The sequence below is a fragment of the Demequina aestuarii genome, assembly GCF_000975095.1.
GTDB classification, from domain to species: Bacteria; Actinomycetota; Actinomycetes; order Actinomycetales; family Demequinaceae; genus Demequina; species Demequina aestuarii.
Genome location: NZ_BBRD01000001.1, coordinates 1,309,373 through 1,321,809, shown reverse-complemented (window position 1 = coordinate 1,321,809; position 12,437 = coordinate 1,309,373). Strand labels below are relative to the sequence as shown.

Sequence of the window (12,437 nt, the reverse complement as noted above, 5' to 3'; positions counted from 1 at the left end):
GTGCTCAGACCTCGGCCGAGGTCACTCTCCGCGGTGGTATTCCTTGAGGTAGATCGGGTTTATATGCGCGATACAGCCATCTCAGTCGAGCATCTGACGAAGGTCTATCGCATCAACCGGCGCACCGCCCACATCGATCGCATCACCGACGCCATCGTGGATGTGCTCCGCAATCCCACCCGCCGTCCCGAGTACGACGAGTTTCACGCGCTGAACGACATCTCGCTGGACATTCCATGGGGTGAGGCGCTGGGCATCGTCGGCCGCAACGGCGCAGGCAAGTCGACGCTGCTGAAGCTGCTCACTCGCATCACCGCGCCCACGACAGGCCTGATCGACTTGGGCGGCCGGGTGGGAAGCCTCCTCGAAGTCGGCACCGGTTTTCATCCCGAGCTCACCGGCCGCGAGAACATCTACCTCAACGGCGCACTCCTGGGAATGACGCGCAAAGAGATCAAGCGCCGCTTCGACGAGATCGTCGACTTCTCGGGTGTCGAGCGATTCCTGGACACCCCGGTCAAGCGGTACTCCTCCGGCATGTACGTCCGCCTCGCGTTCTCGGTCGCCGCCCACCTCGAGACCGAGATCCTGGCGATCGATGAGGTGCTCGCGGTCGGGGACGCCGAGTTCCAGCGCAAGTCATTGCAGAAGATGAAGGACGTCGCACGGGACGGGCGCACGGTCCTCTACGTCAGCCACCAGCCGCAGACCGTCGTGAACCTGTGCACCTCTGCCATCTACCTCGACAAGGGCAGGCTGCTGTATTCCGGCAGCGTCGACGGTGCGATGCACGAGTACCGCAGCAGCTTCTCGCGACTGCGGACCGAACAGGTGGAGGCGTATCGTCGTCCGGGAACGGGTCAGATCCGACTCGACGGCGTGCGGGTGGAGAACCAGCAGCAGAACCCGGACGACGACGTCGTGGTGGAGCTCAGCCTTCCCCCGGCGCCCGACATGGTGGGCGACTACTTCGTGTCGTGCCACGTCGACGACATCAACGGCACCTCGATCGTGCAGTGCGACTCGCGCGCAGTGGGGCAGTGGTTCACCCCCGCGCAGGCTCACCGCCCGGTGCTGCGGATCAAGAATCTCTGGCTCAAGCCCGGGCAGTACAGCATCAAGGTGTCGGTGTGCCAGGCTGGCATTCTCGACACCTGGGAGGGCGCCGACACGTTCGAAGTGCTCCCGCACTACCCGTATCCCGAGCTCACCTCGGAAGAGGCGCTCAAGGCCGGCATCGTGCTGGCGGATTTCACCTACGAGGCCTCCTCATGACCACCGCGAAGCGCACCATCATCACGCCGCCCGCCGGGATCGGCATGCCGCCGTTCCGCGAGTTGTGGGGCGCCCGTGAAGTGTTCTGGCGATTCGGCACCCGCGACATCGTGCTGAGGTACCGGCAGACGGTGGTGGGCATCGCCTGGGTCATCATCCAGCCGCTGGTGGCGGCGGGATTGTTCTCGATCGTCTTCGGACAGGTCGCCGATCTGCCGAGCCAGGGCGTGCCCTACCTGGTGTTCAGCTTCGCCGGCGTTCTGGCCTGGAACCTCTTCGAGGGCGTGATCTCGCGTTCGTCAGCGTCGCTGGTGGCGAATCAGTCCCTGGTGTCCAAGGTGTTCTTCCCGCGGATGCTGGTGCCGCTGTCGACGGTGCTGTCCGTGCTGCTCGACTTCGCCGTGGCATGCGGGCTCCTTGCAGTCCTGCTGATCGTGTTCGGCGTCGCGCCCGGATGGGGATTGCTGCTGCTGCCGGTGTGGCTTCTCGCCGCGGTGATGTTCGCGCTCGGCGTGGGGCTTGCCGCATCGGCGATGATGGTCAAGTATCGCGACGTCGGCTACGTGCTGCCGTGGTTCACCCAGGTGCTGTTCTTCGCCACGCCAGTGGCGTACTCGCTCGAGGCCGTGCCCGCAGATCTCGAGTGGCTCTTTCAGATCAACCCCTTGACGTGGCTCATGGAGTGCTTCCGGTGGTCGATCCTCGACCTGTACGCGCCGCCCGTGTGGCAGATGTTCGGCGTCGTGGGCGTCGGTCTGCTGGTGCTCGTCGCGGGCACGATGGTGTTCCAGAAGATGGAACGCGGCTTCGCGGACGTGATCTAGCTCGCGAGCGTGATCAGACGCCTCTCACTCGGCGCTGCCTCTCAATCCGCATAGACGCCGGCGTTCTCCCGCGGCGCGAGTGCGGGCCACAGTCCGCTCGAGAACGGGTGGACGTCCCGCTGCGCGCGCCACGTGAGCGGTGAGCTCAGCCACCGCGTCACGTAGTAGCGGGCCAGGCCGAAGTCGCGAGAATGACCCGATGACGTCACCTTGCGCCACACGTCGCGCGGATGGCGAGCCCACGAGTTGTGCAGGATCGCGTGCTCGGGCTGCAGGAGGGTGGCACGGAACTCCTGCGGCTCAGCCGGACGGGTGATCTGCAGCGACTGATCGTCGCCGTGGACCGCGACTCGCAGGAGCGGTCCTGCGGCGCGACGCGCCTCGGTCAACGTGGCTCCCGGACGTACAGCGATGGGGCCCGGATAGTCGTACACGGGTGCGCCGTTCGAGGCGACCACCTCGAGGACAGTGCGCCGGGTCCGTCGATACAGCACCCGCATGGGCCACTCCACCGCGATGGCGCCCACCCGGTCGGCCTCGTCGAGAACCGACCCCAGGACCTCGGGATGAGGCAGCAGCTCGTCGTTGTCGATCTGGAGCACCCAGTCCACGCCATCGCCCACGCGATTCAGCGCGGCTTGACGCTGGGCGGTACCCGCGTCTCGAGGGCGGTCCACGTTGGTCCACCGGCCCTCGAAGCGGTCGGCGAGGCCCCGGGTGTCGCACGCGTCGATGATCGCCAGGGTCTCGTCGACCGGAAGCGGTCGTCCGGTCCAGCTGAGGCCGTCCGCCGGCACCGGCACCGACAGCGCCGTGAGCATCGAGTAGTACTGGGGCAGCGTGCGTGCAAGCCACACAGGGTCCCCGGGGAGCACATATGCCCCCAGCGTGCGCTCAGCCACGGATGCACCGCCGCGGCTCGAGCACCGATGCCCGCATCGGCCCCGTTGGCGTGCGCCAGTCGTGGACATCTCTGCCAGGCGCGAAGGGGCACATGCCGCCATGCTAGTGCGCGCGAGGGGGGCCCGGAAGGGCCCCGACAGCGGAGCCGCGCCGCACTACACTCGGAGCGTGCCGGCCCTCAGAGTCGTCGTCGTGACGCATACCGCCGAGCTCGGCGGTGCCGAGCTCGCGCTGCTGCGGCTGCTGGAGGCTCTACCGCCGGGGGCTTTCGAGATGCACGCAGTGACGTGGGGTCGGGGAGCGCTCGTGGACAGGCTCGAGGCGCAAGGAGTGCCCGTCACCGTCATCGATGGCGGTGGCGTCGCGACGGTGGCGCGCGGCGACGCCGGACGGATGGCGGCCGTGCGCGCACTCCCCGCGACGGTGAGCGTCGCCACGAGGCTGCGCCGCGTGCTGCGGGAGCTCGATCCGGAACTCGTGGTCGCCAACTCGTTGAAGGCCGCGGTGCTCGTGGGGATGGTGTCGCGTCTCACGCGGCAACCCTGGGTGTGGCACTTGCACGATCGCCTCGCGCCTGACTACCTTCCGACACCCGTGGCGCGGGCGATGGGTGTGCTGGCGGCACACGGGCCCCGGCTGATCGTCGCCAACTCGCACGCAACGGTCGACACCCTGCCGGCTCGGGCACGAGACAGGTCTGTCGTGGCCTACCCGGGGGTGCACTCGTCGCTGCTCGACATGCCCCGTCGAGAGCCGCGGGGGAGCGTGGTCGGCATCGTGGGACGGCTCAGCGAGACGAAGGGTCAGCGCGAGTTCGTCGCCGCAGCCCGCATCGTGCGTCAGGTCCGTCCCGAGGCGACGTTCAGGATCGTCGGTGAAGCGAAGTTCGGTGATGCGGACTACGCGCGGCTCCTCGGCCAGGCTGTCAGTGCTGCTGGCCTCGACGACGCCCTGGTCATCAGCGGGTGGACCGACGATGTGCCTGCGCAGATGTCGACGTTCACCGTGGTGGTGCACGCCTCACCGGTGCCCGAGCCATTCGGCCAGGTGGTCGCCGAGGCGATGGCTCTCGGCGTCCCGGTGGTCGCGACGGATGCGGGCGGCGTTCCCGAGCTGCTGGATCCTCACGGCCAACGCACGCAGGTCGCCGACGGAGTGTGGACGACCCCGTGGGGGGTGCTTGTCCGGCCGGGCGACGCGGCGGCGCTGTCGGCAGGCATCGTCACGGTGGTGGCAGACGTGGACAGCGCACGCGAGCGCGCACGCGGTGCTCGTGCACGCGCGCGAGAGGAACTCTCGATAGGCCGCACTGCGGGGACTGTGGCGAAGGCGTGGAACGCGTGCGTGCGTCAGCCATCTCGCGAGGGGGCGGCGGGCGGCCCGGGCACCGCATCCGGGACCTGAGTCGTTCGGGACACGGCCTGCCGCTCGAGCTGCGACACCCGGTACAAGGTGATGAGGAGCACGAGTCCTCCCACGAGCATGAAGGACTGCAGCACGTTCGCAGGCGTGTCTGCAGCGCGGTTGACGAGCGGGAACAGCGAGACGCTCGTCAGTGAGTATGCGACCACCAGCCACGCGAGGGTCCCTCGACCCCACGGTCGCCACGCGATCGCGGCGGGAGTGGCGGCGGCGAAGACCGGCAGCAGCACTCCGTAGTGATGCTCCCACGCGACGGGGGCGGCCACGGTGATGCTCACCACCACGATGGAGAACTCGACCGCCGTGGGTGGCCTCTGCATGCGCCATGTCACCGCCGCGCCGATGATGGCGATGGCGGTCACGAGCGTGACGGTGCGCACGACCGCATGCTCGGGCGGGAACCCGGCGGGGTCGAAGGTGAGGTTGGGGCCGTTGCCGAGCAGACGGTTCGTGAGGCCGTTGAACGACTGGTTGGCAAAGTAGGACTCGCCGCTGGCACTCAACGCTCGCGCCACATCCACGTATCCGATGACGTTGTCGAATCCGTACAGAGCGATGCTGAGCACCGTCAAGGGGCCCGCCACCAGGGCCGCCCCGGCGGCGAACTGCCAGCGGCCACGGAACAGCGCCCACATCACCAGCAGCCCCCAGTGAGGCTTGACGACGCAGCAGAGGCCGATCAGCGCACCTGCGGCCCACGGGCGATGGTGCTGCCACGCGAGCAGCGCCAACGCCACGGCGAGCGTCATGGCGGTCTGGATCTGGCCGAGTTCGAGTCCCCGCGTGACGGGGTAGAACACGAAGGTCGCCCCCAGTCCACAGACGGCAGCGGAGACCCGCACGGGCCATGAGTAGGGTGATACCCGCGATGTCGCATGGGCCAGCGCGCGAAGGAAGACCGCGCCCACGGTCACACCCAGTGCGATGAAGCTCAACCAGCTCGCCGCGTTGGCGACGTCGTAGACCTGAGTGTCCGTCCATCCGAGCGCCGCGATGACGGGACCCACGATCACGACGGACATCACCGGATACTGGAACTTCATGCCGCCATCGAAGAAGATCACCTCATAGACCGGGGACTGCGGGTCGTGCTGAAGGTTCTGCGCCGCGGTGAGCATCGGGACCCACGAGTCTCCACCAGCGCCCCCCGGCAGCAGCGCGTCGACGGCGTAGGCGAACGTGCTGCTCTGAACTGCGCTGGTCGCCAGCACTGAGAGGGCGGCGAGAATGACCCCTGCACCGATCATCGTCGTCGCTGCCCGGACGGCGGGACCGACGTGAGCGTCGTTGCCGAACAAGGGAACGAGGACGCGCGGCGGTCGCCACTCGAGCACCATCACCGTGGCGGTGACGGTGACGATGGTGATCGCGACCACCAGACTCGTCATGGCTGCGGCGCCTCGGGCGCTGGTCCGGCCGCAGGTGAGGTCACGGAGGGCCGCTCCTCGAGCGGGATCTCGGGGGCATCGCTGGCGCAGAAGGGCTCGCCGTGGTGCGTCTCGTATCGCGCATCGAGTGATTCGAAGATCGTGGCCATGAGGTCTGGCGCGGTGCCGAAGTACGAGTCGCGCCCCACCCACTGGTGGAGCAGCTCACAACGCTCCGGCTCCGCAAGGGCTCCACGTGACAACTCGGTGGTGATCCTGTCGTTGGGCGTGACCAGCCCAGCGATCTCAGTCGCCACCGCCCAGTTGAGCGCGTGCTGCACATACGTGAAGGGGATCGCGATGACGACGAGGACGACGGCCGTGACGCGAGCGATCCTTCGAGGCAGGAACAGCAGCGCCCCGACGGCGAGCATGGCGGCCACGAGAACGCCGGTGGCGTAGCCGAGGTAGACGACGCCGAGGTGATAGATGGTGGTGATGTACTTCGGCGAGGCCGATTGCGCGCCATAGGTGCCAGCCACATGAATGGCGAGAACGGCAAGCACCAGCCACAGTCGTCGCGACGGGACGAGACGCGGGAGCGAGCGCCAGCGCCGCAGCAGCACCAGTGTGGCAATGAGCAGCGCCGCCGTCAGCGTCGCTGTGATCATCGCGGGAGCGACGAACATCGGTCCTCCGGTGACGGCAGCGGCGTGACGCCATGAGGCGCCTGGCACCGTGCCCGCTGTGTAGAGAGCGAACGTGCGCGCTGCGCCTGCCGAGAGCTGGAGCTCGGTGCCCGAGTACTGCGCGACGTCGGTCGCGTACGTATTGACCCACCAGCGCCCCGCGAGGAACACCGCGGCAGGCAGCAGCGCGCCGGCACCCAGCAACCAGCCGAGGAGCCGCCAACGCCGCTCGCGGCCGAGGACCACGACGAACACCAACGCCATCGCGGCGACCGCCGTCACGAAGGTCTCGTAGAACAGGGTGCCCGCCATGGACAGCACCGCGAATGGCCACACCGCGCGGCCGAGCGGCACGTTGGGCCGCAGCGCTCGGAAGCCGAGACCGATGAGCCAGAGCGACAGCACCACGACCCCGTAGCCGATCTCCGCGATCGTGAGCGTGGGATCGTGAGAGAGGAAGTGCAGGTGAAGTGTCACGGCCACTGCGGCGCAGATCGCGGCGTAGGTGGGAGCCAGAGCCAGAGCGTTGCGGGCACTCACGAACCGCGCCGCGTGCACGAGCGTGAAGGCCGCGGCGAGAGCAGACGCGCATCCAAGAGCCCACGTGCCGAGGCGGTAGAAGGTCTGGGGATCGGCACCGGTGATCGCTCCCGCCTCGCGGGCGAACACGTGGTAGCCCAGAGAGAACTCGCGCCCGACCGGGTTGAACCGGTTGGACTGGAGGTCGCCCCACCACCCCTGCGCCATCACGTTGAGCAGCGATCCGTGATACTCGAGGTCGTGAAGCGCCGCGATCTCGAAGTCATCACCGAACAGCGGCACGATCGCGATCGGCGCCATCGCCAACGCCATGAACGCGGTGCCGATCACGCCCCAAGCCCAGGCGTGAAGGCGAGACAGACGCGCCGCAGTCACAATGCCACCAGCCCCGCCACGCCGATCAGTGCGAACACGATCAGGCTCGTCCGATCGGTGAGCGCGAACACCAGTGGATCATCATCGACGCCTCCGCGCACCGCGACCATCCAGAACCGCACGATCCAATAGACGAGCAAGGGGATGACGGCCCAGAGCGCCTGAGGGAAGGCGTACAGCTCGTGCACCTGCGCAGAGTCGAGGTACAGCACCGATACCAAGACCGCGGCGACGCCAGAGGAGGTGCCGATGGCGAGGAGCAGCGGCGCATCGACGAGGTGGTAGTCGCGTCCCGACGCCGACTGCTCATGGTTCACGATCTCGGCGTATCTCTTCATGGTGGCGAGGCTGAAGAAGATGAAGATGCTGAAGGCAAGGATCCAGATCGAGGGCACGACCGCGATCGCTGCACACCCGGCGATGATGCGCCAGGTGTAGAGCATCGCGAGCCCCACGATGTCGGCGACGATCTTTCGCTTGATCCACAGCGAATAGAGCGTGGTGGCTACCGCGTAGACGAGGATCACGCCAGTGAAGAGCCAGCTGATGGCAACCGCCACGGCAAGCGACCCGACGGCGAGCAGCATCGACACGATCAATGCGGCCCGCACGCTGATCCAGCCCGCGGCCAGCGCACGATTGTGCTTGGTCGCGTGCGCCCTGTCGGACGGGAGGTCCACGAGGTCATTGAGGAGATAGATCGACGAGGCCATCATCGAGAACGCGATGGCGGCAGCCAGGGCGCGCACCACGGCATCCGGTTCGACGAGCAGATGGCCCGTCAGCAGCGGGACGAGCACGAGTGCGTTCTTCGCCCACTGGTGGACACGGAGACCCGAGCGCCACGCTCTGGCCGTCGACGGCGCTTCGCAGACGAGGGTCCGCACGGGGATGTCGAGGCCCGCGACCGCGCGCTGCACCCGCTTGCTGGGGTCGACGACGACGGCGCCACCGCTTCGCTTCCAGACCGGAACGTCGACCAACGAGTCCCCGTAGTAGGTCCACGGAGTGCCGTGAGCGTAGTCGTCGAGGGCATCCGCCTTCGCAGGGCCACGCAGGTTCACTCCGTCAGCGTCGGTGGCGAGCACGGCTTCGACGAAGCCGAGATGCGCGGCCACCGGTTCGGCGTGCGAGCGTGCGGCGGCTGTCGCAATGACGACCCGTCCGCCATCGGCGGCGACGGCGCGGAGCTCCTCGACGACCTCGGTGCGGTACGGGATTGCTGTGGCATCCACGGAGACGCGCGATGCCAGCTCAGACTTGAGACGCGCCCGGCCCCGGGCAGCCCACCGCATGACGTGGAACGGGGCGGACGGACGCGTCGTGGAGTAGCGGGCTGCCGCCTCCCAGAGCAGGTCGGACCTCAGCAGCGTGCCGTCGAGATCGACTGCGGTGATCCCGCCCGTGGGCGGCGAGTGCTCGCTCAACTCGTTCCCCTCGCTGGCACGGCCTGAGCCGGGTGCTGGCCCCTTGCTGAGGAGAGTAGCGGTGAGACCGCCGCGAGGGAACAGCCCTCACACCACCACGCGTCTGGCGGACGGGGCCCGGCGACCTATGTGAGGCGCTGAGCGCAGTCACGCAGCCGCGGTCCTGCGAAGTGCGCGTCAGAGGCCCTCTGCGCCGAGCCGTGGTCGCGGCAACCGAGGAGCTGCACGGGTGTGGAGCGCGAGGCTCGCGAGAGCTCCGCTCCGCGAGACGTGCTGATGCGCCACGACCGCGACCGTCTGGGCCTACGGTCTGGACCTCTCGGCCTCGAGTCCATGCCGCTGTCCGATGCGCCACACCAGATCGGCGAGCAGGCTCGCGCGGTCGGGTCTCCTCACCCGGCTGCCGAGCGCGCGCAGCCGCCGGCTGAGGTCCACGGAACTGTGGACGTGTGACTGCGGCATGGCGCGCGAGTCGACGTCAGCGGTGGTCCTGCTCGCTGCTCCATGGTCGACTGCGGTGGACACCATGCCTGGAGGCGTGGAGCCCAGGAGCTCACGGTGCTTGAGCTCGAGAGCATGAGTGCCCCTGGCATACGCCACGGACTGCCGGTATGTCGCCCGGAGCCCGCTTCGCTTGCGCTCGTGCACCACGGCGTCGTGCGCGAACGCGAGGCGGTAGCCCGCGAGCTGCGCGCGCCAACACAGGTCGATGTCCTCGCACGTGGCCAGGTCCTCGTCGAATCCCCCCAACGCGCGGAACGCCTCTGTCGTGATCGCGAGGTTCGAGCTCGCGCCCGCGGGCAAGTCTGGCCAGGACGCGAGGCGGATCGGGATGTCCGTGTTCCACGAGACTGCGATCGCCCGGGGAGGGTTGAGACGACGGTGCTCGAACGCTCCCGCGACCGCATCGGCCGTGTCGAGGGCCCGAACGAGCGATGCGAGCCACCCGGGTGACACCACGTCATCCGCATCGCAGAAGGCGAGCACGGCACCGCGCGCGTGCGCTGCGCCCGAGTTGCGCGCCGCCGACGGCCCACGCCGCGCGGTGCTGTCGATCACGGTGAGGTCAGGCAACCTCGCGCCGTGGTCGTGTGCCACGGCCGCGGTGAGGTCGTCCGAGCCGTTGTCGCTCACGATCACCTCGAACGACGGCGCGCTCTGCTGGGCGGCGAGGGCGGCGAGCTGGCCCGCAAGCGTCGCGGCGGCGTTGTAGGCGGGAATGATCACGCTCACCTGGGGGCCCGTCATGGTGTCTCCGCCGTCCTGGGGCGCACCGGAGGGCGCCCTCAGCACAGGACACTAGCGGTGCGCACGCGGCCGCACGGCAGATTGCGTCAGATGGGGCCTGTGCGGGCGGCGTCCGCGCCACTAGCCTGGGGCAATGACTGAGGTTCGGGCTCGTGCGATCGCGTTCTACCTGCCACAGTTCCACCCCATCCCTGAGAACGACGAGTGGTGGGGACCCGGCTTCACGGAGTGGACGAATGCCGCCCGCGCGCGTTCGCTGTTTCGCGGTCACGTGCAGCCCCATCTCCCGGCCGATCTCGGCTTCTACGACCTTCGCATGCCCGATGCGCGCCAGGCGCAGAGCGACCTGGCACTCGCGCACGGGGTCGAGGCGTTCTGCTACTGGCACTACTGGTTCGGTGCGGGGTCGAGAATTCTCGAGCGTCCCTTCGCGGAGGTCCTCGCTGCCGGCAGCCCGGCGGTGAAGTTCTGCCTCGGCTGGGCCAATCAGACGTGGACGGGCATCTGGCACGGTGCACCCAACCGAGTGCTGCGCGAGCAGACCTACCCTGGCCCGGAGGACGACCGCGCGCACTTTGAGAGCATTCTTCCTGCTCTCCGAGACGATCGCTATCTACGAGTCGATGGCCGGCCGGTGTTCTATGTGTTCCGCCCAGAGGAGTTGCCAGATGCGCGCGCCTTCGTGGATCGGTGGCAGCAGATGGCGCGCGACGCGGGACTGGGCGGGATGTACCTCGTCGCCGAGGTGAGCGACCTATTGGGTCAGGGCATGCGCTACACGCGAACGGCGGACGACGGCTTCGACGCGGGCGTGTACGTGCGCCTTCCCGCTGAGCGGGACACCGCCGCGATGCTGCGCATGAAGGTGCGTCGCAAGCTCGGCGGGCCAGAGGTGTACCCCTACTCGACGGACCGCGGTCTCTGGGACGCGGTGCGCGACGACGCGACGCTGCAGCCCAGCGTGTACCCGAACTGGGACAACACCCCGCGCTCCGGCAGCCGCGGCACCGTGCTCACGGGTTCGTCGCCGGAGCGCTTCGCCGAGAACGTGGATCACGCGGTGGAGAGCCTCGCGGATCGCCCGGCTGACGAGCGACTCCTGTGGATCAAGTCGTGGAACGAGTGGGCAGAGGGCAATTACCTCGAGCCGGATCTCGAGCACGGCCGCGCATGGTTGACGGCGCTGAGCACCAGGCTGCGGCGATGAGCGCCGACTCAGCTGCCGTGGCACCGCTGCGCATCGCGATGATCTCCTACTATCTTCCGAGCGGAAGCAAGATCGGCGTCGGCTATCAGGTGCACGAACTCGCCACCGCTCTCGTGGCGCGCGGACATCACGTCGACGTCATCAGCGACTGCCCACCCGTGGAGGGGGCCCGCTACGGGCACATCGATCTGTCGAGCCCCGGACGGTTGCGCACCTTCCGCTTCGCCCAGCGCATGCGCCGCCTCGACCTCACCTCTTACGACGTGCTGCACGCCCACGGAGACGACTACTGGCTGTGGCGCCGCCGGGTCCCGGTGCACGTGCGCACGGTGCACGGCTCGTGCTTCGAAGAGGCGCTGCGCATCGGCGGGGTGAAGGAGAGGCTGCGGATGGTGCTCCTCGGTTTCAGCGAGGTGCTCGCCAGCGTCGTGGCAGACCGGACCGTGGTGGTCTCGCCCCGCACCCGGCGATGGCTGCCGTGGGTGAAGACCGTGATCCCCAACGGAGTCGACGCAGGGCGCTTCGCCCCCGATGCGGGCGCGCGCGCCGCGGTTCCCACGGTGCTGTTCGTGGGGACGTGGGAGAATCGCAAGCGCGGCCGGCTCCTCGCCGAGTCCTTTCAGGAGCACGTACTGCCCGTGCTGCCAGAGGCGAGACTCGAGATGGTGTGCCGCGACGCACCAGCCGACCCTGGGCCGGGGGTCCATGTGCTCGGCACCCTGACCGATGCCGAGTTGGCAGACGCCTATCGACGGGCGTGGGTGTTCTGCCTGCCGTCCGCCTACGAGGGCTTCGGGATCCCGTACGCGGAAGCCATGGCGAGCGGCCTCCCGGTCGTCGCGACGCCCAACGTGGGCGCTCGCTACGTCACCGACGAGGGCGCAGCGGGGGCACTCGTCGAACTTGACGGGCTCGGGCAGGCGCTGCTCAGGCTGTTGACCGACGCCGACGAGCGCGAACGCCTCGCGACGGCGGGCCTCGCCAGGGCGCGGGAGTTCGACCTCACGAGCGTGGTCGCGCTCTACGAGCATCTGTACCGCACCGGGGCGCGGCGGTAGTGCGAGATGGTCCGATCGCATTCGACGCACCGGGCGCTGCGACGCGTGGTGCGAGGGCAACAGGTCGCCCGCGCATCCTTGTGCTCACGGAGTGGCGGTCAC

10 protein-coding genes are annotated in these 12,437 nt (G+C 68.5%); 5 read left to right on the top strand and 5 right to left on the bottom strand.

The window, feature by feature from the left end; genetic code table 11:
• Nucleotides 1-63 precede the first annotated feature (63 nt).
• Both AOP72_RS06240 and AOP72_RS06235 read left to right on the top strand, forming a co-directional pair.
• Nucleotides 64-1,275 carry an ABC transporter ATP-binding protein gene (locus AOP72_RS06240; protein ID WP_062133876.1) on the top strand — a complete coding sequence of 404 codons (1,212 nt, stop codon included), beginning with the start codon at nucleotides 64-66 and terminating at the stop codon, nucleotides 1,273-1,275.
• Nucleotides 1,272-2,099: an ABC transporter permease gene (locus tag AOP72_RS06235; RefSeq protein ID WP_062133873.1), complete on the top strand. Its 828-nt coding sequence runs from the start codon at nucleotides 1,272-1,274 to the stop codon at nucleotides 2,097-2,099. Before AOP72_RS06240 ends, AOP72_RS06235 begins: the two co-directional genes overlap by 4 nt.
• 41 nt (nucleotides 2,100-2,140) lie before the next feature.
• On the opposite strand, the gene AOP72_RS06230 is transcribed toward AOP72_RS06235, so the two are convergent.
• A complete protein-coding gene (locus AOP72_RS06230; RefSeq protein WP_062133870.1) occupies nucleotides 2,141-3,001 on the bottom strand; it encodes a hypothetical protein in 861 nt (286 codons plus the stop codon).
• Between the two features lie 169 nt (nucleotides 3,002-3,170).
• On the opposite strand from AOP72_RS06230, the gene AOP72_RS06225 reads away from it, so the two are divergent.
• Nucleotides 3,171-4,406: a glycosyltransferase family 4 protein gene (locus tag AOP72_RS06225; protein ID WP_062133860.1), complete on the top strand. Its 1,236-nt coding sequence runs from the start codon at nucleotides 3,171-3,173 to the stop codon at nucleotides 4,404-4,406.
• Here the strand turns inward: AOP72_RS06225 and AOP72_RS06220 are convergent.
• The 4 genes from AOP72_RS06220 to AOP72_RS06205 all read right to left on the bottom strand — a co-directional run bounded on the left by AOP72_RS06220 (nucleotide 4,352) and on the right by AOP72_RS06205 (nucleotide 10,070).
• Complete coding sequence (locus tag AOP72_RS06220; protein WP_084631393.1) at nucleotides 4,352-5,812, bottom strand: glycosyltransferase family 87 protein; 1,461 nt, start codon at nucleotides 5,810-5,812, stop codon at nucleotides 4,352-4,354. The two genes, AOP72_RS06225 and AOP72_RS06220, sit on opposite strands and share 55 nt — an antisense overlap.
• A complete protein-coding gene (locus AOP72_RS06215; RefSeq protein WP_152650266.1) occupies nucleotides 5,809-7,350 on the bottom strand; it encodes a DUF2339 domain-containing protein in 1,542 nt (513 codons plus the stop codon). The genes AOP72_RS06220 and AOP72_RS06215 overlap by 4 nt, the downstream gene beginning before the upstream one ends.
• Before the next feature lie 41 nt (nucleotides 7,351-7,391).
• The gene (locus AOP72_RS06210) at nucleotides 7,392-8,822 is read right to left on the bottom strand and encodes a UbiA family prenyltransferase (protein WP_062133851.1); all 1,431 of its coding nucleotides are present in this window, start codon (nucleotides 8,820-8,822) and stop codon (nucleotides 7,392-7,394) included.
• Nucleotides 8,823-9,125: 303 nt separating this feature from the next.
• Entirely contained in the window at nucleotides 9,126-10,070 is a 945-nt protein-coding gene (locus AOP72_RS06205; RefSeq protein WP_062133847.1) for a glycosyltransferase family 2 protein, read from the bottom strand.
• Between the two features lie 133 nt (nucleotides 10,071-10,203).
• Between AOP72_RS06205 and AOP72_RS06200 the strand changes: the two genes are divergently transcribed.
• On the top strand, nucleotides 10,204-11,277 hold the full coding sequence (locus tag AOP72_RS06200; RefSeq protein ID WP_062133845.1) for a glycosyltransferase WbsX family protein: 1,074 nt from the start codon (nucleotides 10,204-10,206) through the stop codon (nucleotides 11,275-11,277).
• Nucleotides 11,274-12,335: a glycosyltransferase family 4 protein gene (locus tag AOP72_RS06195; RefSeq protein ID WP_193746370.1), complete on the top strand. Its 1,062-nt coding sequence runs from the start codon at nucleotides 11,274-11,276 to the stop codon at nucleotides 12,333-12,335. Before AOP72_RS06200 ends, AOP72_RS06195 begins: the two co-directional genes overlap by 4 nt.
• The last annotated feature ends 102 nt before the right edge of the window (nucleotides 12,336-12,437 follow it).

Bases quoted from the DNA above. Each gene is read 5' to 3' on its own strand.
- AOP72_RS06240 (WP_062133876.1), top strand. From the start codon at position 64: ATGCGCGATACAGCCATCTCAGTCGAGCATCTGACGAAGGTCTATCGC.
- AOP72_RS06235 (WP_062133873.1), top strand. From the start codon at position 1,272: ATGACCACCGCGAAGCGCACCATCATCACGCCGCCCGCCGGGATCGGC.
- AOP72_RS06220 (WP_084631393.1), bottom strand. From the start codon at position 5,812: ATGACGAGTCTGGTGGTCGCGATCACCATCGTCACCGTCACCGCCACG.
- AOP72_RS06205 (WP_062133847.1), bottom strand. From the start codon at position 10,070: ATGACGGGCCCCCAGGTGAGCGTGATCATTCCCGCCTACAACGCCGCC.
- AOP72_RS06200 (WP_062133845.1), top strand. From the start codon at position 10,204: ATGACTGAGGTTCGGGCTCGTGCGATCGCGTTCTACCTGCCACAGTTC.
- AOP72_RS06195 (WP_193746370.1), top strand. From the start codon at position 11,274: ATGAGCGCCGACTCAGCTGCCGTGGCACCGCTGCGCATCGCGATGATC.